Consider the following 21,337-nt stretch of genomic DNA (forward strand, 5'->3'; position numbering starts at 1 on the left):
GGTTTTGGGTGTTCGGCCCTTCAGCTGATCGAATTGGCCAATTGCGCGGCGATCTGTTGCCACGGTTCGAATCTCTTCAAGAGCACCAGACGGGCGGGCTTACGGCCGAGTCGTGCCGAGTGCTGCGAGTCTTTCTCGCAACACCTATGTGGGAACTGGAATCTCGGACGGATTTGGCTGGATTAGAGCGTTTCAGTTACGGTATCCGTAGGACTGCGAAGCGATTTGCGCGAGCGGGACAGCTAGAGACAGCACGTCCGCATCTCCTAAAGCAGGACCTAGATGAACGCGGATATGATAGCCGCCTGGGCGGTGGAAAATGGTTTCCATGCGATGGATTCGGGGAATTATCGTCGCCATGATAATGCAGGCGTGATCACGATCGAGATAAAGAGGATGTCATTCCTCCTCATCGATGAGAGGCAAGGATTGCGGCCGCGCCTCATATCGCGGTTGTTCAAAGACATACCCCTTAAAAGCGGGAGCGGCCCCTTGCAAGGTCTTCTTCTTGACCGCTATCCCAATCACTGAGTCCTGACGCGGTCACCACAGCCAGCCAATTCACCAAGGCGGCCGACCGGCGGTACCAAGTTGCCATGTCAATCAACAGAGCAATAGCGATCCTTCAGGAGGGGGGCACTCGCACGATCCGGCCTGCATCGAAGCTCTGGAGCGAGCACTTGCTAGGACGAACGTTGCAGCGGGTTACATAGCTCGTTCGCCGCTCAGCAAACAGAGGCTGTGGTCCGCGTCGCAATACTGAACCGAATATCCGCCTGCGGACGCCCGAAATCCGCTCGCGGCAAGGGACCGAGGGCGGCGACGAAATAGAGGATGATCAAACCGAATTCCGCACAAATGCAGATCCACCCGCCAACGCCACTCCGGAACTGAGCATTCGCGGTCGAATCTCGGCTTCCTGCACATCTCTGACAATGTCATTGTATTGGGATTTTTCGCAATTGGTGGGCGCCATTCCGGTCGCCCGGCATCGATCCAACTATCGACCGCCAATCACCCTTTTGCCGCATCCCTCCAGGCGCGCTCGAACGGCAGGCGCCAGGCGTGCGGGGCAATGAGTTGATGGATCGACTTCGGCCCCCAGCCGCCCTGGTCGTAGAGGCGTACGGGCGGCGGGTTATCGAGGAGAGGTTGGGAAACCTCCCAGAGACGCTCAATACCCTCGGCCGTAGTGAAGAGCGTGTGGTCACCGCGCATGGCGTCGAGGATCAGACGCTCGTAGGCCTCCAGAACTTCGCCAATCAGGCCTGTTTCGCTCATGGCGAATTGCAGCGAGAGCTTGTCGAGCCGGAAGCCCGGGCCAGGGCGCTTGCCATAGAAGGAAAGCGAGACCTTGGAGGCATCAGCGAGGTCGAAAGTGAGGTGGTCAGGGCCCTGTGCCCCCACGCCAGATCCCGGAGGGAACATCGATTTCGGGGGCTCGCGGAACGCGATCGAAATAATGCGCTGCCCCTCGGCCATGCGCTTGCCTGTACGCAGGTAGAAGGGCACTCCGGCCCAGCGCCAGTTGTCGATGGCGCACTTTAGGGCGATGAAGGTGTCAGTGTCGCTTTCGGGATCGACGCCAGGCTCATTACGGTAGCCAATGTATTGACCGCGCACCACGTCGCGCGGCTCAATCGGCAACATGGAGCGGAACACCTTGTTCTTCTCTTCCGAGATTGGCGCAGGCTCAAGAGCAGTGGGCGGCTCCATCGCCATGAAGCCGAGGATCTGGAAGAGGTGGGTCACCACCATGTCACGATAGGCGCCGGTGGTCTCGTAAAAGGCGGCGCGGGTGGAAAGGCCGAGCGTCTCCGGGACGTCGATCTGCACATGGTCGATGAAGTTCCGGTTCCAGATCGGTTCGAACAGGCCATTGGCAAATCGGAAGGCCAGGATGTTTTGTGCCGGCTCCTTCCCGAGGAAATGGTCGATGCGGAAGATCTGCTTCTCGTCGAACACTTCGTGCAGCTTCTTGTTTAGTGCAACGGCACTGGCAAGGTCTGTGCCGAAGGGCTTTTCCATAATGATTCGGGAGCGTTCAGTCAGCTCAGCCTGGGCGAGAAGTTGCACGGCCAGAAGGGCGGCACTTGGTGGCACGGATAAATAGTGCACGCGCCGCGTCTCGGCGCCCAGTGCTGCCTCGGCCCTGTCGACCGCTTCCTTGAGAGCATTGGCGCCGGCAGCGAGCGGGACGTAGTCGAGCGATGCGGCAAACGCTTCCCATTCGGACTGCGAGAACTTGCGAGTCAAGAACTTGTCCAGCGAGTCACGGGCGATAGTGCGGAAGGCATCCGCGTCGATGTCGTCGAGCGAGACGCCGATAATGCGGCAGCCTGGAATGAAGCCCGCATTCGTCAGGTGGAACAGCCCGGTCAGTAGCTTGCGTCGTGAGAGATCGCCTGTCGCGCCGACAAGCACAACGACCTGTGGATAGCCGGGGCCAACCCGAGTTGAATTCTTGCGCAAAACACTCATCCTCAAGTCTTCCGTTGTCCCTTGGGGATGGAGGTCGACCCCAGCTCCGAGCTGCCGCGAAGCGGCGATCTTCGTGCGTGATGCCATGACGTTGAAGCTCACCCCTCAAAGGTTAAATAGACGCATGGATTGCGTAGCGGAGCAAGGGGGCGGCGATACCGTCCCGAAGTGCCGCGTCTTAGCGACTTCGGTCGCACAATGCCGCCATGGTGCAGGAAAAACACCGCGGAGATTCATCGGCTCCGGCATCAGGTGGAAGTGTTGAACGAAAGAATCTTCCACTTTCAGACCGCCGATATCCGCAAGACATCGCCCGCCGCCCGCCCACCGATGTCCCTGGTCTCCTGAAGCGATGCTTCGAAATCTCCCCGATGTGCCAGGGAACCTGGGGGCTCCATAAGTTGAGTCGCCATCGATAGAGGTCCTTCGATGATGATCCGCCCCGATGCCTGTGTGGCTTGGTGAGGAGAGCGGCGCGGACGGATGGAGGAGGCGCTCGGCCGCTGGTTCACGACAACACGGGATGACGGTGCTATGCTGCGATCCGGACAGTGATCATATCTGCGGCAGCCCGAGGTTCGAGTGGTGCTGGCCTAGCCGCACTTAAAAATCCGCCACTTTTCCCCAGGCGGATGCCCCGAACCGGTCGGGATGATAGGGCCTGGGATCAACGATCGGCTCGTCGCCTGTGACGATATCGGCAATCAGATGACCGGCGCCAGGCCCGATGCCGAAGCCGTGGCCGCTGAAGCCGGCGGCAAGGATGAAACCCGGCAGGGTGGCGATCTCGCCGATCCCCGGCACGCCGTCGGGCGTGCTGTCGATATAGCCCGCCCAGGCCGCGCTGATGGCGGTCTTCTTCAAGGCGGGCAGAAGCTCGAGCGCCCGCGCATGGGTGAGGGCAATGGTGGCCTTGTCGACGGTCGGATCGAGGATACGCATGTGCTCCATCGGCGTCGGCCTGTCGAGCCGCCAACGGGCCAGAGATTCGTGACCCGAACGAAACCCTTCCAACCCACCGGGTGCGAGACTGCGCCAGCGCCGGGCGAACATCGGCAGGAACTGCCGCGCGAAGCGGAACTGCTGTGGCGTCGGATCGACGCGGGCGCGGCCGCTGATCGCCAGCGTGTAGCCGCCATCGCGACGTCGCGTCACCGAAACGGCGGATGTATGCAATGCATCCGGAAGGCTGCCTGCGCCCGGAGATACGGAGAGGATCGAGGAGCGTATCGAGGCTTGCGGAAATCGAATGCCGAGCTGGCGGCAGAAGGAGGAGGCCCAGGCGCCGCCGGCGAGGATAGCGATCTTTGTCCGGATTGTGCCAAGCTCGGTGACGACGCCCGAGAGCCTTCCGCCTTCGACGTCGAGGCCACGGGCCGCACAGGACTGATGCACCGTGCCACCGAGTTTCAGGATCGCACGCGCGACGGCCGGCGCAGCGCTCGCCGGGTCGGCGGTGCCGTCGGTCGGCGAAAACACCCCGCCTTTCCATGAAGCGCCGGTGGCACGCCCGCGTTCGGTTGCCTCGGCGCTGCTCAGCATAAGTGTCGTGACGCCGACCGAGCGGGCGAAATCGCGCCAACTGGCCCAACCGGACAGTTCCTGGTCGCTATTGCTGAGATAGAAGAGGCCGCAACGACGGAAGCCGGTGTCCTCACCGGTCTCAGCGGCGAAGCGCTCCCACAGATCGAGGCTCTTCGTCGACATCGGCAATTCACGGGCGTCGCGGTTCTGCTGACGGCACCAGCCCCAGTTGCGGCTCGATTGCTCGGCGCCGATCAGGCCCTTCTCGACGAGGGCGACCTTCAATCCGCGTCGGGTGAGATAATAGGCCGCAAAAACGCCGACGATGCCGCCGCCGATGACCACCGCGTCGGCGGTGGAAGGCAGTTCCGGCGTGGTGTCGACGCGATTGAGTGGTGCGGGCATGGGCAGTCTCCGTTTCAGGCGTAGTCTAGCGGGATCCGACGCCACGGCTTTGCTGGAGATCGGCTGGCGGCAGCAGAAGATTCCGCGTTGGCAGGATGCCAGCAACCGTTTGTGCTTCGGCCTGTCTCGCAACGCGATCGACAGGCCAACGTCATGTGCTAAGGTTGGTGTCGCGAACAAGCAGCATAATCTGCTGCGTCATTGGCGATCTCCAGCAAGTGAGGGCGTGTGAGGTGAAACTCGACCGGATCGACGTAAAAATCCTTTACGAACTGCAGAAGAATGGCCGCGTCACGAATGTGGAACTCGCCGAACTGGTCAATCTGTCGCCGAGCCCCTGCCTGATGCGGGTGAAGAAGCTGCAGTCGGAGGGCTATATCGAAGGCTATTCGGCCCAGATCAACGTCAGCAAACTGGGGCAGACGCTGACGGTGTTCACCGAGATCACCCTGAAAAACCACCGGCAGATCGACTTCGCCCGCTTCCTGGCCGCGATCGAGAAGGTCGACCAGGTGATCGAATGCCATCTGGTTTCCGGCGGCTACGATTATATGTTGAAATTCGTCACCGCCGGCATCGACGAATACCAGACGATCATGGAGCGGCTGACCGACCTAGACGTCGGCATCGACAAATATTTCAGTTTCGTCGTCCTGAAGTCGCCGATCATCAAGGCCCACATGCCGCTGACCACCTTGTTTCCGCATTAGCCGGCGAGAGGGCCGCGGCCGGGGCCCGCTTCTGAACCGCATCTCCCCGACCCATCGATACTGCGCAGATGCCGGTTTCTCTCTGTCGCAGGTTGTTCTCCCTATAATGGTTAGGTTCATACTAGTTGGAAGGACTTGCGACAGAATTTCGGGGCTTGCTTTCCAAAGCCATGTTCGCTGCCACTTGCAGATCTCCTGCCGTGGATCCCAGGCGTTTCAACACGACCGGAGCGGGTGCGCGCTGGGTCTGGCAAGCTTGAATCGGCGCTCAGTGGCGGCAATAAGCCCGCACCAGTTCCGGATCCTGCTGGAGGCCGTCGAGCCAAGCCGGATCGAGCGTCGGCACCGATGAGAACAGCAGTTGCGAATAGGGGTGTTGCGGCGCCTTCACCGTCGAGGAGGTGATTTCCTCCACCTTCCGGCCTCCATACATCACGACGATCTCATCGCAGATCGCCTCCACCACCGAGAGGTCGTGGCTGATGAAGATGTAGGAGAGGCCGAGTTCGCGCTGCAATTCCTTGAGCAGGTCGATGACGGCGGCGGCGACCACCGTGTCGAGCGCCGAGGTAATCTCGTCGCAGAGGATCAGCTTCGGGTCGGCGGCGAGCGCCCTGGCGAAGTTGACACGCTGCTTCTGGCCGCCCGAGAGTTCGCCCGGCCGGCGATGGCGCAGGTTGCGGGGCAGGCGCACCATGTCGAGCAGTTGATCGATCCTGGCGTTCCGCGCCTTTCGATCCATACGGTGGTAAAAGACCAACGGCCTGTCGAGGATGTCCTCCACCGATTTGGCCGGGTTGAGTGCGGTATCGGCATATTGGAAGACGATCTGCATCTCGCGTAACTCATCACGCGAACGCTCGCGCGCGTTGCGATGCAGTTCCGTGCCGTCGAAGACGATCTTGCCGACCGCCGCCGGCAGGATGCCGGCGATGGTCCGGGCGAGCGTCGACTTGCCGCAACCGGATTCGCCGATGATGCCGAGATTGCGGCCTTTTTCCACCTTCAGGCTCACGTGCTCGACCGCGCGAATGAGCGGCAGTCCGTCAGCCTGGCGCTGTCCATAACCCGAGACGAGATCTTCGATCCTCAGCAGTGGAGCGGTCGCGGGTTCGGCGGGGCCTACTGCGCCGCGCGGCTTTGGCTCAAAGGCAGCGAGCAGCTCCCTGGTATAGGGGTGCTTGGCATTGTTGAGGATCTCCTCGGTGGTGCCGGTTTCCTGGGTCTCTCCGCCTTTCAACACCACGATGCGGTCGGCGATCTGGGCGACGACGGCAAGGTCGTGCGAGACATAAACGCCAGCGATACCACCCTTCTTCATGACCGACTTGAAAGCGCGCAGCACCTCGATCTGGGTTGTGACGTCGAGCGCCGTAGTCGGCTCGTCGAAGATAACGAGGGTCGGGTCGCCGATCAGCGCCATGGCGGCAGCCAGACGCTGCAATTGGCCGCCGGAAACCTGGTGCGGATAACGGCTGCCGATCGTCTCGGGTTCCGGCAGGGACAGCGCCCGGAAGAGCTCGACTGCCCGGGCACGCGCATCATCCGGCGACATCAGCCGATGGATACGCGTGACTTCGATCACCTGGTCCATGATCGATGTGGCCGGGTTGAAGGCGGCAGCCGCCGATTGCGGGACATAAGCGACTTCGGTGCCGCGCACCTTGGCGCGCTGCTTCTCGCTGAGCGTGACCATGTCGTTGCCGCCGACCGAAACGCTGCCGCCGGAGATACGACAGCCCGCACGGGTGTGGCCCATCAGTGTCAGGGCGATGGTCGTCTTACCCGAGCCGCTCTCACCGATCAGAGCGACGATCTCGCCCTTGGCAACATCAAGGCTGACACCCTTGATGATCTCGACACGACGGCCGGAATCGGTGGTGGCTTCGACCTTCAGGTCACGGATTTCGATGAAGTTGCTCATGACGTGCTCCGGTCGCGGATTTTCTGCGGCAGGTTGTCGATCAGCAGGTTGACGCTGATCGTCAGGCTGGCGATGGCAAGCGAGGGAAACATCACCGCCGGCGCACCGAATGGCAGGCCGCCGATATTCTCGCGCACCAGCGCACCCCAATCGGCATAGGGCGGCTGGACGCCAAGGCCGAGGAAGGAAAGCCCGGAAAGGAGGAGAACGATGAAGACGAAGCGGATGCCGAGATCGGCAAGCACCGGCCCGACGATGTTCGGCAGGATTTCCGAGCGAATGAGATAGAGGGTGCTTTCTCCGCGGATACGCGCGACGGTGATGAAATCCATCGCATTGATGTTGACGGCGAGCGCCCGGGCGAAGCGGTAGGCGCCCGGGATGTAGATCACCGACAGCGTCAGGATCAGCACCGGGACCGAGGAGCCAACGGCAGCGACGACCACCAGGCCGAACAGCTTGCTCGGGATGGAGTTGAGAGCGTCGAGGAAGCGGCTGAGGATCGTGTCCAGCCAGCCGCCGGCCACCGCTGCGATCATGCCGAGCACAACGCCGCTGAAGCAGGCGATCGTGACCGCCGCCAGCGAGATACCGACCGTGTAGCGTGCACCCATCAGAATCCGCGAGAGCATGTCGCGGCCGAGATAATCGGAGCCGAACCAAAGTTCCCGGCTCATCGGGCCGAAATAATCGAGATCGATAATCTCGCCGACGGGGTAGGGAATGATCCATGGCGCGAAGATCGCAACGAGCGCCCATAAGCAGATGACGGTGAAGCCGATCGCGCCGACGATGTTGAAGCGATAGCCAAACCGGGTTCCGGACAGCCGGCCGGAGGTGGTTTCGGAATTTGTCGTGGTCATCGAAGCCTCGGATTGGAAAGGATGGCGATGATATCCGCGATGGTGATCAGCAGCAGGTAGCCCAGACAGAAGATCATCGCACAGCTCTGGATCAGCGGCAGGTCGCGGGTGGCGACGGCATCCAGCATCAGCTTGGCGATACCGGGATAGTTGAAAATGGTCTCGACGATAATGACGCCTCCGAGCAGATAGGACAGCGAAAGCGCGACGGCATTGACGATCGGGCCTAGCGCATTGGGCAGCGCATGGCGAAAGACGATGCGCGGCCGCGAGGCGCCCTTGAGCAATGCCATCTCGACATAGGGTGTGTTGAGCGTCTCGATGACAGCCGCGCGCGTCATGCGGATCATCTGGGCCGAGACGACGAAGGTGAGGGTGATCACCGGCATGGCATAGACACGCAACAGGTCGGCCAGACTGTGGACCTCATTGGCGAAAGACAGCGCCGGCAGCCATTTCAGATAGACGGCGAAGATGAGCGCGGCGGAGGTCGCAACCATGAACTCCGGTACGGAGATGACGCCGATGGTGATCACTGTGACGATCCGGTCGTAAAGGGTGCCGCGCAGCATCGCCGCAGTGATCCCGAGCGTCAGCGCGATCGGTACGGAGAAAAGCGCGGTGACGCCTGCAAGTTTCAGCGTGTTGACAAAGCGGCCGGCAATGAGAGCTGCGATGGGCATTTGGTTGGCATAGGACGTGCCGAGATCACCCTGCAACAGCCCGACTAACCAGCGCAGGAAACGAAAGAGCGCCGGTTCGTCGAGATGCATGGCCTTGCGCAGGCCTTCGACGGCTTCCGGCGTGGCGGCCTGGCCGAGCAGGATCGTCGCCGTATCTCCAGGCAACAGCGTTGTCGCGAAGAAGACGGCGAAGGAGACGATCACCAGGGTGATCACGGCGACGAATAATCTGCTCAATACAAGGGATAAGACCTGGCGGTTCACGGGCGTCTTCCCTTTGCGTTCGAGTTGAGTTCCATCAATGCAGATGGACGAACTGGGGCGCGGCTGCAGCCCCAGTCTGCTTTGCTTAATCAGGCTTCAAGCCAGACATATTCCGCGAAAGCGTATCCCATCTGGCCGCCTAGCGGGTTGGCTTCCAGGCCCTTGAGCTTGGCGGTCGTGGCATCGACGTTCGAGATATAGGCCGGAATGATTGTACCAGCTTCCTGGGCGACCATGCCCTGCATCTCGTTGTAGATCGTCTTGCGCTTCTCTTGATCGAGAGAACCACGCGCCTCGATCAGCATCTTGTCGAATTTCTCCGATTTGTAGTGGCTTTCGTTCCACGGTGCGTCCGAGGTGTAGAGCAGGGAGAAGAGGATGTCAGGGGTCGGGCGCGGGTTGATATTGCCGAAGTGGATCGGCGCCTTGAGCCAGTAATTGTCCCAGTAACCATCGGATGGCACTCGCTGGACATCGAGCTTCATGCCGATTTCGGCGCCGGCGGCCTGGATGATCATGGCCATGTCGATCGAGGAACTCGCCGCATCGGAGGCGATGATCGGGATGGATTGTCCGAGAACGCCGGCCTTGTCGAAATGGAACTTCGCCTTGTCGGGATCGAAGGTCCGCGCTTTCAGCTCTGCGTCATGATAGAAGTTCGCCGGTGAAACGGGTTGATCGTTGCCGACCTCGCCGAGACCGCGCAGCGCCGATTTGACGATCTGTTCGCGGTTGACGAGATACTTCATGCCCTCGATGAAATCCCGCTTGTTGCCGGGCTCCATATCCAGTCGCATGTTGAGGTTGGTATAGTTGCCGGACGTCGTCTTAGACAAGGTGAAGCCGTCGCCCTGGGCCTCGACGAGGCGCATAGAGCGCGGATTGATCGTGGCCGCGAGATGGATGTCGCCCGCAAGCAGCGCGTTGACGCGGGCATTGTCGTCGCTGATAGCGAAGTATTCGAAGGAATCGACGTTCGGGCCGGATTTCCAGTAGTTCTTGTTCTTGATCCCGACCGAGCGAACACCCGGTTCGAAGACTTCCTTGACGAAAGCGCCGGTGCCGTTGGCCTTGGTGAAATCGGTCGTGCCGTCGGAAACGATCATGAAGTGATGCATCGACAGTATGGTCGGCAGGTCGGCATTCGGGCTGGCCAGCGTGATCTCGACGGTTTGTTTGTCGACCGCCTTGAAGCCGGTCATCTGTGCGGCGATCTTGGCGACCTTCGAGCCGACGGACGGATCGAGATGGCGCTTCAGCGAGAAAACCACGTCATCGGCGGTCAGCGGCTTGCCGTCATGGAAGGTAACGCCGGTCTTCAGCTTGACCGTCCAGGTCTTCGCATCCTTGGACTCGATCGCTTCGGCAAGCTCCATCTGCGGCGTGCCTGATTTGTCGAGGAAGGTGAGCCGGTTATAGAAGGAACAGCACCGGACATAGTCGGTGGAGAGCGACGCCTTGGCGGGGTCGAGCGTATCGGCCGTCGAGGACGACCAGCCGGCCGCCTTGAGCGCGCCGCCGGAAACGGGCGCGGCGGCGAGCGCCTTGCCGGCGCGGCCAAGCACGAGCCCGCCGGCAGACAGCGCCACGCCGCCCGCAAGCATCATATGCAGCAATTCGCGACGGGTGGCGCCGCGACGGATGGCGCTTTCGACCATGGCGTCGTCGGATCTGGTCCAATTGGTGATCTTGTCGTTCATCTCATTCCCCTTTTCTTGTGTGGCGGGCTGCCCGTTGCGGGCTGGCCCGATCGGTTTTCAAAGTCAGGCGCGCGCGGCGGCCACGGCATCGGCAAGGCCGGCCATGGAGGTGAAATGGTAGTCGGGTTTGGTGAACTCGGCCGGTTCGATCGTGCCGCCGTAACCCTTCTCGGCATGTCGCCGCTCGATCCAGCAATTGGTCAGCCCGAGTTTCCTGGAGATCCCGATATCGTGGTATTGGCTCTGGGCGACATGCAGGATGTCGTCTTTCGAATGTCCTTCCCAGGCGACATAGTCGACCACCTTCTCGAAGAAGGCGGGATCGGGTTTCTCGGTCCCCGTATCATCCGCTGTGAAGGCGGCATAAAAGGGATTTCCGAGTTCCTTCTCGAAGAAATCGAATGCCCAGCGGCGGGCGTTGGTCATCGCAACGAGGCGGTAATCTTTTGAAAGTCTAGCCAGCGCCGCGGCGCTGTCGGCAAAACCCTTCCAGCTCTTTGCCGAATCCCGCAGCTGTTCGCCATATTTTTGCTCGGCGGGCAGGCGGAGCTTCGGCGCGATCGCGAGGTAGACGCGAACGAGGTCGTCGGGAAAGAGATCGGCGTCTTCGGAGTAGCGGGCTGCGCGGTAAAGGCTAAGAGCCTGCTCGCCGTCGACTTCAGTCCCCGCCTCGGCCGCGATCTCGGTTAGGCAGGTCTTGAGGCCGCCTTCGAAGTCGATGAGCGTGCCGACGACGTCGAAGGTCATATATTTGAATTCCGAAAGGCTTTTGCTCACGTGAATTCCCCAGTGTTCGGCTCCGATGGGAGCGCGGCTTCTCGAAGAAGAAAATTCTGTTCCGCTGGCGGGGTCATTGTCCCGCTCTTGCATGAAAGGCCCGCATTTGCCGGGATCCGGGCCTTTCGTTGATTTCAGTGTGTCACCTGCACCGCGCCGAATTCTCCGAATAGGCGGCATGAGGCGGCACAAAATACCGAATCTGACGGTTTCGCGATATTCTCAAGCCTGCAGCGCCCGACGCACATCGGGGTCCTCCAGGGTCTCGTCCAGCGTGATGCGGGTGCGCTCGACGATCGCGTCTATCTCCGTTTCGGTGCAGCAGAGCGGCGGAGCATAGCCAAGCACACCATTGCCGAAGGCGCGGATGACGAGGCCGTTCTCCCAGGCGCGATCGAAGATGCGGCGGGAGGGTTCGGCGGATGCCGGCAACGGCGTCTTGTTCACCTTGTCGACCACGAGTTCGACGGCGGCGAGCATGCCGCGGCCACGGACATCGCCGACGAGCGGATGATCTCTCAGCGACTCCAGGCCCCGCATGAGCCGTGCGCCGGCCCTGACGCCGTTTTCGAGAAGGCCGTTTTCATAAAGCTTCAGGACTTCGAGGCCGACCGCGGCGCTGACTGGATGGGCCGAATAGGTATAGCCATGGCCGACGGCGGCAGCACCCGCGCCCTCGGCGATCGTTTCATAAACATGATCGGCCATGAAGACGGCGCCCATTGGGACGTACCCGGAGGTGAGACCCTTGGCCGTCGTCATGAGGTCGGGCACGACCTCATCCTCGCTGCAGGCAAAAAGCGGGCCGGTGCGGCCAAAGCCGGTGATCACTTCGTCCGCCACGAAAAGGATGTCATACTCGCGGCAGAATTCGCGCATGGCTTTCATCCAGCCTTTCGGTGGCACCAGAACGCCGCCCGAGCCCTGGATCGGTTCGACGTAGAAAGCGGCAACGCGTTCCGGCCCGATCGCCTCGACCTTGCTTTTCAGCGCCGCAAGCGAGGCGTCGATGATCGCCTGCGGATTGTCCCCCACCGGGTTGCGATAAGCATAGTGAGACGGGATCTTATGCTGCCAGTCGAAGGGAAGACCGAAGCCGGCATGGAAGGCAGGCAGCGCGGTCAGGCCCGCGCCGACCGTCGATGAGCCATGATAGCCCTGTTCGACCGAGATGAACTGATCGCGCCGAGGCTGCCCACGGGCATGCCAGTAGTAGCGGATGAAGCGGATCGTGCTGTCCACCGCATCGGAGCCGCCGAGGGTGAAATAGATATGGTTGAGATCGCCCGGCGCGCGGTCGGCGAGTTCGCCGGCAAGCCGGATCGCGGGCTCCGAGCCGAGGCCGAAATAGGCGGTAGCATAGGGAAGCTCGCGCATCTGCCGGGCCGCCGCCTCGACGATGCTTTCGTGGCCGTAACCGGCATTGACGCACCAGAGACCGGCGAAGCCGTCGATCAGTTGCTTGCCCGATGCGTCGGTGACCGTCGCGCCCTTGGCAGAGGCCAGCACACGCACGCCGAGCTTTTCATGGCCGCGATAGGAGGCGACCGGATGGATGAGGTGGGCGCGATCGAGTTCGATGAGGGAATTACTGTACATGGAAATCTCCGGATCAGCCGAGTGCCTGGCTGGCGAGGGCAAAGGTGGTGGCGGTCGGATCGGCGGCGTCGCGAATCAACGGCTTTGTCATCGTGATTCCGCCGCCGACATGGGCGAGCCCCTGTTCGGCGAGCCATGGGGAAAGCCCGGTCTCATCAGTGGTGTCGACCCTGAGGAACCGTCCGGGCCGCCTGGCGATGAAATGTTCGATGAGTTTCCTCGCCTGCCCGAGCTCGGCAGCCACCACGGGGCCGATCACTTCGCCGCGGCCGAAAGGACGCAGGCAAGCGAACCCGGAAATGCGGCCGTCACGGCGAATGACGGCGAATTCGCCGATCTTGGTGAAATAAGAGAGCAGCCCTTCGCGGTCGGCGCCGAAGGCAAGGCGGTCGAGTGCCGCGATAGCAGGAAGGTCGGCGTCGGTGGCGGCTTGCGTTTCCGCCGGCGCGGCGATGTCTCCGGCAAGGCCCTGGTGCTGCAGCACCGTTCCCGTCTCGTGGAAGCCAAGCTTTTGGTAGAGCGGCAGCCCTGCCGTCGTGGCCACCAGCCTCAACGGCCGGTCTCCCGCGGCCAGCAATGCGGCGTCCATGAGTTTCCGGCCGAGACCCCTGCCGCGCATCGTCTCGTCGACGATGACCATATTGATCGTCGCACAATCGCACTTGTAAGGCGTGACGAGGACGGTGCCGACGACCCTGCCATCCTCGACCGCAACCATCCCGTCGCTCAAGGCGAGCGCCAGCTGCCAGTCTTCCGTCCGATGCGGCCAGCCCGCCTGTCTTGAGAGCGCAACGGCGGCTTCCAGATGATCGGGGCCGAACGGGACGATTTCGATCTGACTTGCTTGCATGGGGGCGTCCTTCATGTCGTGCCCGCCAGTCTGCCGGAGCGCCGGCGGGCAGATCGTCTGAAGGCCATGGTTGAAGCAGTATCTTATGGCGCTGCTGTCATGGGCCGCCGCATCTTATGCTGGAACCGATCGATATTCATCGGATCCCGGGTCTGTCAGCGCATCATTGCCAGCGCTGCGGTAAAGAAATCCTCGCCTCCGAAGTTGCCTGATTTCAACGCCAGAAGCATATCGCCCTGCGCATTGCCAACCGTGCGCAGCACCGGTACGCCGGGCGCAATCTCCGGGCCGATCAGAAATGCCGGAATGGCGCTGCTGTCATGGGCCGCCGCATCTTATGCTAGAACCGATCGATATTCATCGGATCCAGACCCTGTCAGTGCATCATTGCCAGCGCTGCGGTAAAGAAATCCTCGCCTCCGAAGTTTCCTGATTTCAACGCCAGAAGCATATCGCCCTGCGCATTGCCGATCGTGCGCAGCACCGGCACGCCGGGCGCAATCTCCGGGCCGATCAGAAATGCCGGAATGGCGAGCCTGTCGACCGCCGCTCCTGAGGTTTCGCCGCCTGCGACCACAAGGCGGCGCACGCCTCTTTCCACCAGTTCGGCTGTGATGATCGACGTTGCGGTCTCGATCGCGTGGCCGGAGGCCTCTCGTCCATAAAGCAATTGCAGCCGGGACACGGTTTCAGGCGCAGCACTCGCGGCGACGACGACGGGGCCGGCGGAGATGCGGTCTCCAGCCCAGGAAATCGCCGCGGCGATCTCATCGGCACCGGCAAGCAGCCGCTCCGGGTCGAGCCGCAAAACGGGCATCGACCGTTCGGCGATGTCGAGCTGGTGTAGCGTCGCCTTGGAGCAACTGCCGGCAACGATCGCGGAAAGTCCGCCCACGGGACGAATGGCGTCAGCCGTCGTCGCACCGCCGGAGGATATCCGACCGGAGCGGACGAGCGCGCGGGCCAGGCCGAGTCCGAGGCCGGACGCACCGGTGGAGACCGGCGTTTCCAACGCGACCTCGCCGAGCGTTTCAAGGTCGCGTTCGAAAATTGCATCGGCAATGACAGCAGTGACGCCTGCCGCGCGGAGCGCGTCAAGCCTCGCCTTGACGGCGCCGGGTCCGGCCGTGATGGTGGTGAGATCGATCAATCCGACGGCATTGCGCGATTGGCGGGTGAGAACCCGAACGAGATTGGCGTCATGCATCGGATTGAGGGGGTGGTCCTTGAGCGGGCTTTCATTCAACGGCTGCCCGCCGACGAAGAGATGGCCAAGATAGACGGTGCGTCCCGTTTCCGGAAAGGCGGGCGTCACCAGCACGACACCGCCGCCAGCAGCATCGCTCAATGCTTCAGTGACCGGACCGATATTGCCGGCGTCGGTGGAATCGAAGGTCGAGCAGATCTTGTAGAGCACATGGCCGGCGTCCCGCTGGCGCAGCCATCGCTCGGCGCTCATCGCCGCCGTCACGGCGTCCGAGGCCGGGACGGAGCGGATCTTCAGCGAAACGACCACGGCGTCGACATCCGGTAGTGCCAGCGACGGATCGGGGATGCCGACCGTCTGCACCGTGCGCAGGCCGTTCTTCGTCAGCGTGTTGGCGAGGTCGGAGGCGCCCGTATAGTCGTCAGCGATTGATCCGAGCAAAATAGCCATCGTCTAGCTCCGTGCAAAAGGCTTGAACCAGCCAAGACCGTCCAGTGTGTGGCCGCGTGGGATGTATTCGCAGCCGATGAAACCGTCATACCCAAGGCGGTCGATTTCGCCGAACAGATAGGCATAGTTCAACTCCTCCCCATCCGGTTCGTTGCGTGACGGCACGCTGGCGATCTGGATATGGCCGGTGATCGACAGCAGACGTCGCAACGCCATAGTGACGTCGCCGTGGATGATCTGGCGGTGATAGATGTCGAACTGCAGCCTCAGGTTCGGCAGGCCGCATTCGGCAATCAGCCGCTCGGCGGCGGCGAAGTCGTTGAGGAAATATCCAGGCATGTTTCGGCCGTTGATCGGCTCGAGCAGGAGATCGATGCCCTTTTCCGCAAGCCGCCCGGCGGCATAGGTGACGGAGCGCCAGTAACAGGAGGAGGCGTCTTCGTCATGACGGTCGGCGATCCCTGCCATCAGGTGCAGCCGTCTGACCCCCGTCGCCGCCGCATAGTCCAGTGCCCGTTCGACATCGGCTTTCAGCGCATCGAACCGTCCGGGAAGGGCAGCAATGCCGCGCTCGCCTGCTGCCCAGTCGCCCGGCGGCAGGTTGAACAGGGCCTGCTGCAGATTGTTGCGGGCAAGCCGTTCGGCGATTGCCTCCGGCGTGGCTTCATAGGGAAACAGATATTCGACCGCAGCAAAGCCGGCCTCGGCTGCGGCGTCGAAGCGGTCGAGGAACGCCCATTCGTTGAACATCATCGTCAGGTTGGCGGCGAAAACTGGCATGTCTAGCGTTCCTTTTACAGGCTCTGCGGCTCTTTGGTCGAGCTGGGCAATTCAGCGCCGGAAAGCCTGGCGTAAAGCCGCGCGAGCGAGGAATCGTCGTCACGGCCCATGCCGGCCCCGGAGGCGGCCAGATACATTTGCAGGGCCGCTGCTGCGAGCGGTACCGGATAGCGCTCGGAGCGGGCCATGTCCTGGACGATACCGAGATCCTTGACGAAAATCTCGATGCTGCTGAGCGGAGTATAGTCTCCGGCCAGCACATGCGGCACGCGGTTTTCGAACATCCAGGAATTGCCGGCCGAAGCCGTGATCACCTCATAGACCTTGTCGAGGTCTAGGCCCTGCTTGGCGGCAAAGGTTATGGCCTCACAGGCGGCTGCGATGTGCACGCCGGCGAGAAGCTGGTTGATCATCTTGAAGGCAGCACCTTTTCCGGCCTCGTCGCCGAGCTCATAGACCTTGGCGGCCATGGCGTCGAGACCCGGGCGCGCCGTATCGAAGGCCTGTCTGGAGCCGGATGCCATGATCGTCAGTTCGCCACGCGCCGCCTTGGCCGCGCCGCCCGAAATCGGCGCGTCGAGATAATGCAGGCCGAGAGCTTCCACCCGCTGTGCCAGATCGCGCGCGACGGCTGGATCCATAGTTGCCGACGAGATGAAGACGGCGCCGGGCTTCATCGCATGCGCGACGCCTTGAGGTCCGAACAGCACGGCCTCGGTCTGCGCGCCGTTGACGACCACGGAGACGACAATGTCGGCGTCCTTTGCCGCATCAGCGGGGGTAGCTGCGCCACGTCCACCCTCGTCGACGAAGCGGTCCACTGCCGCCGGCGTGACATCATATCCAACGACGTCGAGACCTGCGCGCTTCATCGACAGGGCCATTCCAAGCCCCATGGAACCAAGACCGATGACGGCCGCGACAACGGCCGAGCCCGAGTTTTCAGCAAGCGGTGACATGAGGAGCTTCTCCGGTATCTTGAGAAAGGTCTGCGCCCCTCCGGGTGCTATCCCGGAAGGGCTGTTGTTCAGCGATTGACGGTTTTCGCGGGAACCGTCAACACGGCCAGCGAACCAATGACCAAGGCAGCCGCCAGCAGATACAGGCCGGCGCTGTTGGTGCCGGTGAAGTCTTTGAGATAGCCTACCAGAAACGGCCCGAGAAACCCGGCGAGATTGCCGACCGAATTGATCCAGGCAATGCCGGCCGCAGCGCCCGTGCCAGCGAGAAATGCCGTCGGAAGCGACCAGAACAGCGGCGCGCAACTGATGGCGCCGGCAGCAGCCAGCGAGAGGCAGACAATCGAGACCGCCGTGCTCGTCGCCATCGTCGCCGCGACAAAGCCACCGGCGGCGATGAGTGCCGGGACCACGAGGTGCCAGCGGCGTTCGCGCAGCCTGTCGGCGGAACGTCCAAGCGCCAGCATCACGACGAATGTGCAGATATAAGGGATCGCCGAAATCAGGCCGATATTGAGGTTTCCGTTGACGCCCGAGGCCTTGACGATGGTGGGCATCCAGAAATTCAGGCCATACTGCCCGAGCACGAAGCAGAAATAGATCAGGCACATCAGCCAGACGCGACGGTCGGTCAGCGTTGCGCCGATACTGTGCGGGCTTGCCGTCTTGGCCCGGTTCTCCGCCTCGATATTGGCCGTCAGCACGCCTTTTTCCTCATCGTTCAGCCATTTCGCGCCCTGGATCGTATCATCAAGGTAGAAGAACGTCGCAACGCCGAAAAGAATGGCTGAAATGGCTTCGATCAGGAACATCCACTGCCAGCCGGAAAGGCCGTGCGTCCCGTGGAAACTGTCCATCAGGAGGCCCGAAAGCGGATTGCCGAAAATGGCGGATATCGGGATCGCGGACATGAAGGTGGTGATGATCCTGGCGCGGCGATGGGCCGGATACCAGGCGGTCAGATAAAGAATGATGCCTGGGAAAAATCCGGCTTCGGCAACGCCCAGCAGGAAACGCAGGGCATAGAAGACGGTTTCCGAGGAGGTTAACGTGAAAGCGGCGGAAATGATGCCCCAGGTGAGCATGATACGGGCGATCCACACCCGTGCGCCAACCTTGTTCATGATGATGTTGCTCGGCACTTCAAACAGAAAATAGCCGATGAAGAAAATGCCGGCGCCGATGCTATAAGCGGCTTCCGAAAGTCCGAGCTCGCTCGACATCTGCAGCTTGGCAAAGCCGACATTGACGCGGTCGAGATAGGCGACCACGTAGCACAGCATCAAAAAAATGGTACGATGCGCAAGAATACCTTGCCATAGGCACGGTCTTCTAGCGTCTGGGCGGGATGTGCGCCAACGGCTGGCGCCTGCGTCTGCAGCGTCATGATTTTTCTCCTCCGATTGTTGCCGCGGTCTCCTGTCGATCCTCCCGCGGCACGCCGAACCATTTGTTGGCAGCGCTGCCATTTTAATTAAACCATTTTGGCAGCGCTGCCAATGGTAAATTGGTAGCGCTGCCAAAAAAACCTTGCTTCTTGGCGGGAGCGGTGAAAAATGGGTGCAGAGCGGTGGTCATCGGGCGGGCAGGCCGGGTAACCACCTCAACAGTCGGGTTCAAACGTAACGATGGAATTCAAACATCAGGCGACGGTGACGCTTGCCGAGGTCGCGGAAGCGGCCGGTGTCGGCGAGAGCACGGTGTCGCGCGTGTTGCGCAACCACGGTTCGTTTTCCGGCAAGACGCGCGAGCGGGTAATGGCCGCCGTCGAGCGGCTGGGCTATGTGCCGAACCGGATCGCGGGAACGCTCGCCTCCACCGGTTCGCGTCTTGTCGCCTTCGTCATTCCCTCGCTGTCCAACATCGTCTTTCCCGATGTGCTGCGCGGTGCCAGCGCCGTTCTGGAGGAAAACCGGTATCAGGCAGTTTTCTCGGTGACCGATTATGATCCGGGCAAGGAGGAAGCGCTCGCCGCCGCGATGCTCGCCTGGCGGCCGGCGGCGGTCATGCTGGCGGGATGCGAGCATACCGAGGGCACGGTGAAGATGCTGCGCGCCAGCGGGTGCCGGGTCGTCGAACTGCTCGATCTCGACGGCGATGCTCTCGATATCGCCGTCGGCTTCTCGAACCGCGCGGCCGGGCGGGAGAGCGCTGCCTTCCTGCTCAAGCGGGGCTATCGCCGGATCGGCTATGTCGGTCACGACCTGAACCGCGATACCCGCGCTGGCAAGCGGTTTTCCAGCTTCTGCGAAACGCTCGATGCGCATGACGCCCCGCTCGTCGCTCGCGAAATTCTCCCAGGCGCTTCGTCCGTGGAAAACGGCAGGTTGGGGCTGGAGCGGCTGCTTGCCCGGACGACCGATCTCGATGCGGTTTATTTCTCCAACGACGACATGGCGCTGGGCGGCTATTTTCATTGTCTGGCCGAGGGGATCGCGATCCCCTCGAAGCTCGCCATTTTCGGCTATAACGGCCTCGATATCGGCCGGGCAACCCCACAGCCGTTGTCGACCATCCGAACGCCGCGCGTGGCGACCGGGGAGATAGCCGCGCAACTGGTCGTCGCTAATGCGCCGCCGCAGTCCGTCGATCTCGGCTTTGAACTGATCGAAGGGGCAACCGCGTAATATTGGAGGAACTGTCATGTCCGACGCGCGCCTGCGTGAGGAAATCTGCCGATACGGCCGCTCGCTATTCGAGCGCGGGCTGACGCCCGGTTCATCGGGCAACATATCGTTGCGGCTGGAGGATGGCGGCTGGCTGGTTACGCCGACCAACGCCTCGCTCGGCTTTCTCGACCCGGCGCGGATCTCCAGGCTCGATGCCGAGGGCCGGCTCCTGTCCGGCGACAAGCCGACCAAGGAAATTCCGCTGCACACTGCCCTTTACGATACGCGCGGCAGCGCACGCGCCATCGTCCATCTTCACTCCACCCACGCGGTGGCACTGACCATGCTGCCGGAGATCGATCCGCGCGCCGCCCTGCCGCCGATGACGCCATATTATCTCATGCGCGCCGGCGAAACCGCGCTGGTGCCCTATTATCGTCCCGGCGATCCGGCAGTGGCCGACGCGATCCGTGGGCTGGCGGGCAAGTATTCGTCGGTGCTGCTGGCCAATCACGGACCTGTTGTCGCCGGCGACAGCCTGGAGGCGGCGGTCTTTGCGACCGAGGAACTGGAGGAAACGGCGAAGCTCTATCTGCTGTTGCGCAACCTCAATCCTCGTTTCCTCAGCCCGGCGCAGGTGGCCGATCTCGTCAACACCTTCGGCCTCGACCTTCCGTCGCATCACGATCACGATCACGACGGCGATTGAAGGCGTCACTCCGCCGGACGTTACCGCGGGCAGACGCGCAACCTTCTGCCAAACCCTGCTTTCGATACGATAGATTCTGCTTCCGATGCCGCCAATTCAGGCGAGCTGTGGGTGAAGCGGTGCCTATGATTGTGACAGCTCCGATCGTTCAAGGATACGCAGATGACGACGTTTCATCCGAAATACATTACCTTCGACTGCTACGGCACGCTGACCAATTTTCAGATGGCGGAGGCGGCGCGCGACCTCTACGGCGAAGAGCTCGACGAGCCACGCATGGCGGAGTTCATCAAGAATTTCGCTGCCTATCGTCTCGACGAGATCATGGGCGCCTGGAAACCCTATGCCGAGGTGGTGCACAATTCGCTCGAGCGGACATGCAAGCGCAATGGCGTGACATTTCGCGATGAAGCCGCCCGGATGATCTATGAGCGGGTTCCGACCTGGGGGCCACATTCAGATGTCCCGGCCGGTCTCGCCAAGGTCGCCAAGGAAATCCCTTTGGTCATCCTCTCCAACGCCATGAATTCGCAGATCATGTCGAATGTCGAAAAACTGGGCGCCCCCTTCCATGCGGTCTATACCGCCGAGCAGGCGCAGTCCTATAAGCCACGCTTCAGGGGCTTTGAATATATGCTCGATATGCTGGGCTGCGGGCCGGAAGACGTGCTGCATTGCTCGTCCTCCTTCCGCTACGACCTGATGTCGGCCCACGATCTCGGCATCAAGAACAAGGTCTGGGTCAATCGCGGCCATGAGCCGGCCAATCCTTATTACGGTTATGTCGAAATTCCTGACATCTCGGGCCTGCCTGGCGTCGTCGGGCTCTGACGGAGACACGCG

At 61.8% G+C, this 21,337-nt stretch carries 17 protein-coding genes and 3 pseudogenes; 6 read left to right on the top strand and 14 right to left on the bottom strand.

Annotated elements, in window-relative coordinates:
• Positions 1 to 282 precede the first annotated feature (282 nt).
• Complete coding sequence (locus tag N1937_RS25995) at positions 283 to 531, top strand: hypothetical protein (protein ID WP_170276017.1); 249 nt, start codon at positions 283 to 285, stop codon at positions 529 to 531.
• A 183-nt stretch (positions 532 to 714) separates the two neighbouring features.
• A pseudogene (locus N1937_RS26000) lies at positions 715 to 831 on the top strand (IS5/IS1182 family transposase); the annotation flags it as partial.
• Between the two features lie 183 nt (positions 832 to 1,014).
• Here N1937_RS26000 and zwf read toward each other — a convergent pair.
• Together zwf and N1937_RS26010 are read right to left on the bottom strand one after the other, a co-directional pair.
• Positions 1,015 to 2,481, bottom strand: a complete 1,467-nt coding sequence (gene zwf, locus N1937_RS26005; protein WP_162116268.1) for a glucose-6-phosphate dehydrogenase — start codon at positions 2,479 to 2,481, stop codon at positions 1,015 to 1,017.
• Positions 2,482 to 3,084: 603 nt separating this feature from the next.
• Positions 3,085 to 4,410, bottom strand: a complete 1,326-nt coding sequence (locus N1937_RS26010; protein ID WP_260059284.1) for an NAD(P)/FAD-dependent oxidoreductase — start codon at positions 4,408 to 4,410, stop codon at positions 3,085 to 3,087.
• A gap of 233 nt (positions 4,411 to 4,643) precedes the next feature.
• Between N1937_RS26010 and N1937_RS26015 the strand changes: the two genes are divergently transcribed.
• Positions 4,644 to 5,120, top strand: coding sequence for an Lrp/AsnC family transcriptional regulator (locus N1937_RS26015; RefSeq protein ID WP_003562931.1), 477 nt, complete (start codon positions 4,644 to 4,646; stop codon positions 5,118 to 5,120).
• Positions 5,121 to 5,388: 268 nt separating this feature from the next.
• On the opposite strand, the gene N1937_RS26020 is transcribed toward N1937_RS26015, so the two are convergent.
• The 12 genes and pseudogenes from N1937_RS26020 to N1937_RS26075 all read right to left on the bottom strand — a co-directional run bounded on the left by N1937_RS26020 (position 5,389) and on the right by N1937_RS26075 (position 18,563).
• Complete coding sequence (locus N1937_RS26020; protein ID WP_260059285.1) at positions 5,389 to 7,044, bottom strand: ABC transporter ATP-binding protein; 1,656 nt, start codon at positions 7,042 to 7,044, stop codon at positions 5,389 to 5,391.
• A complete protein-coding gene (locus N1937_RS26025) occupies positions 7,041 to 7,907 on the bottom strand; it encodes an ABC transporter permease (protein ID WP_260059286.1) in 867 nt (288 codons plus the stop codon). The genes N1937_RS26020 and N1937_RS26025 overlap by 4 nt, the downstream gene beginning before the upstream one ends.
• Positions 7,904 to 8,854, bottom strand: coding sequence for an ABC transporter permease (locus N1937_RS26030; protein ID WP_260059287.1), 951 nt, complete (start codon positions 8,852 to 8,854; stop codon positions 7,904 to 7,906). The genes N1937_RS26025 and N1937_RS26030 overlap by 4 nt, the downstream gene beginning before the upstream one ends.
• 89 nt (positions 8,855 to 8,943) lie before the next feature.
• Complete coding sequence (locus N1937_RS26035; RefSeq protein WP_260059288.1) at positions 8,944 to 10,554, bottom strand: ABC transporter substrate-binding protein; 1,611 nt, start codon at positions 10,552 to 10,554, stop codon at positions 8,944 to 8,946.
• Between the two features lie 63 nt (positions 10,555 to 10,617).
• Complete coding sequence (locus N1937_RS26040) at positions 10,618 to 11,331, bottom strand: HAD-IA family hydrolase (protein ID WP_260059289.1); 714 nt, start codon at positions 11,329 to 11,331, stop codon at positions 10,618 to 10,620.
• 222 nt (positions 11,332 to 11,553) lie between these two features.
• Positions 11,554 to 12,930, bottom strand: a complete 1,377-nt coding sequence (locus tag N1937_RS26045; protein WP_260059290.1) for an aspartate aminotransferase family protein — start codon at positions 12,928 to 12,930, stop codon at positions 11,554 to 11,556.
• Between the two features lie 13 nt (positions 12,931 to 12,943).
• Positions 12,944 to 13,780: a GNAT family N-acetyltransferase gene (locus N1937_RS26050; protein ID WP_260059291.1), complete on the bottom strand. Its 837-nt coding sequence runs from the start codon at positions 13,778 to 13,780 to the stop codon at positions 12,944 to 12,946.
• 155 nt (positions 13,781 to 13,935) lie between these two features.
• A pseudogene (locus N1937_RS26055) lies at positions 13,936 to 14,109 on the bottom strand (nucleotide-binding domain containing protein); the annotation flags it as partial.
• 47 nt (positions 14,110 to 14,156) lie between these two features.
• Positions 14,157 to 15,437 (bottom strand): 3-oxo-tetronate kinase, encoded by a 1,281-nt coding sequence (gene otnK / locus N1937_RS26060; RefSeq protein WP_260059292.1) that lies wholly within the window; start codon positions 15,435 to 15,437, stop codon positions 14,157 to 14,159.
• Positions 15,438 to 15,440: 3 nt separating this feature from the next.
• Entirely contained in the window at positions 15,441 to 16,217 is a 777-nt protein-coding gene (gene otnI / locus N1937_RS26065) for a 2-oxo-tetronate isomerase (protein WP_260059293.1), read from the bottom strand.
• A gap of 14 nt (positions 16,218 to 16,231) precedes the next feature.
• Positions 16,232 to 17,176, bottom strand: coding sequence for an L-threonate dehydrogenase (gene ltnD, locus N1937_RS26070; protein WP_260059294.1), 945 nt, complete (start codon positions 17,174 to 17,176; stop codon positions 16,232 to 16,234).
• Positions 17,177 to 17,244: 68 nt separating this feature from the next.
• Positions 17,245 to 18,563, bottom strand: a pseudogene (locus N1937_RS26075) (MFS transporter).
• Between the two features lie 241 nt (positions 18,564 to 18,804).
• Between N1937_RS26075 and N1937_RS26080 the strand changes: the two are divergent.
• The 3 genes from N1937_RS26080 (at position 18,805) to N1937_RS26090 (ending at position 21,325) form a co-directional block, all read left to right on the top strand.
• On the top strand, positions 18,805 to 19,803 hold the full coding sequence (locus N1937_RS26080) for a LacI family DNA-binding transcriptional regulator (RefSeq protein WP_260059296.1): 999 nt from the start codon (positions 18,805 to 18,807) through the stop codon (positions 19,801 to 19,803).
• Between the two features lie 16 nt (positions 19,804 to 19,819).
• Positions 19,820 to 20,494 (top strand): 3-oxo-tetronate 4-phosphate decarboxylase, encoded by a 675-nt coding sequence (gene otnC / locus N1937_RS26085; RefSeq protein WP_017956779.1) that lies wholly within the window; start codon positions 19,820 to 19,822, stop codon positions 20,492 to 20,494.
• Positions 20,495 to 20,656: 162 nt separating this feature from the next.
• Positions 20,657 to 21,325, top strand: a complete 669-nt coding sequence (locus N1937_RS26090; protein ID WP_222280754.1) for a haloacid dehalogenase type II — start codon at positions 20,657 to 20,659, stop codon at positions 21,323 to 21,325.
• Positions 21,326 to 21,337 lie beyond the last annotated feature (12 nt).

Origin of the sequence: Rhizobium sp. WSM4643, assembly GCF_025152745.1 — a bacterium.
GTDB lineage: Bacteria > Pseudomonadota > Alphaproteobacteria > Rhizobiales > Rhizobiaceae > Rhizobium > Rhizobium leguminosarum_I.

What these genes read in the sequence shown, in the direction of transcription:
- N1937_RS25995 (WP_170276017.1), top strand. Translation starts at nt 283, where the DNA reads ATGAACGCGGATATGATAGCCGCCTGGGCGGTGGAAAATGGTTTCCAT.
- zwf (WP_162116268.1), bottom strand. Translation starts at nt 2,481, where the DNA reads ATGAGTGTTTTGCGCAAGAATTCAACTCGGGTTGGCCCCGGCTATCCA.
- N1937_RS26010 (WP_260059284.1), bottom strand. Translation starts at nt 4,410, where the DNA reads ATGCCCGCACCACTCAATCGCGTCGACACCACGCCGGAACTGCCTTCC.
- N1937_RS26020 (WP_260059285.1), bottom strand. Translation starts at nt 7,044, where the DNA reads ATGAGCAACTTCATCGAAATCCGTGACCTGAAGGTCGAAGCCACCACC.
- N1937_RS26025 (WP_260059286.1), bottom strand. Translation starts at nt 7,907, where the DNA reads ATGACCACGACAAATTCCGAAACCACCTCCGGCCGGCTGTCCGGAACC.
- N1937_RS26035 (WP_260059288.1), bottom strand. Translation starts at nt 10,554, where the DNA reads ATGAACGACAAGATCACCAATTGGACCAGATCCGACGACGCCATGGTC.
- N1937_RS26045 (WP_260059290.1), bottom strand. Translation starts at nt 12,930, where the DNA reads ATGTACAGTAATTCCCTCATCGAACTCGATCGCGCCCACCTCATCCAT.
- N1937_RS26050 (WP_260059291.1), bottom strand. Translation starts at nt 13,780, where the DNA reads ATGCAAGCAAGTCAGATCGAAATCGTCCCGTTCGGCCCCGATCATCTG.
- otnK (WP_260059292.1), bottom strand. Translation starts at nt 15,437, where the DNA reads ATGGCTATTTTGCTCGGATCAATCGCTGACGACTATACGGGCGCCTCC.
- otnI (WP_260059293.1), bottom strand. Translation starts at nt 16,217, where the DNA reads ATGCCAGTTTTCGCCGCCAACCTGACGATGATGTTCAACGAATGGGCG.
- ltnD (WP_260059294.1), bottom strand. Translation starts at nt 17,176, where the DNA reads ATGTCACCGCTTGCTGAAAACTCGGGCTCGGCCGTTGTCGCGGCCGTC.
- N1937_RS26080 (WP_260059296.1), top strand. Translation starts at nt 18,805, where the DNA reads ATGGAATTCAAACATCAGGCGACGGTGACGCTTGCCGAGGTCGCGGAA.
- otnC (WP_017956779.1), top strand. Translation starts at nt 19,820, where the DNA reads ATGTCCGACGCGCGCCTGCGTGAGGAAATCTGCCGATACGGCCGCTCG.
- N1937_RS26090 (WP_222280754.1), top strand. Translation starts at nt 20,657, where the DNA reads ATGACGACGTTTCATCCGAAATACATTACCTTCGACTGCTACGGCACG.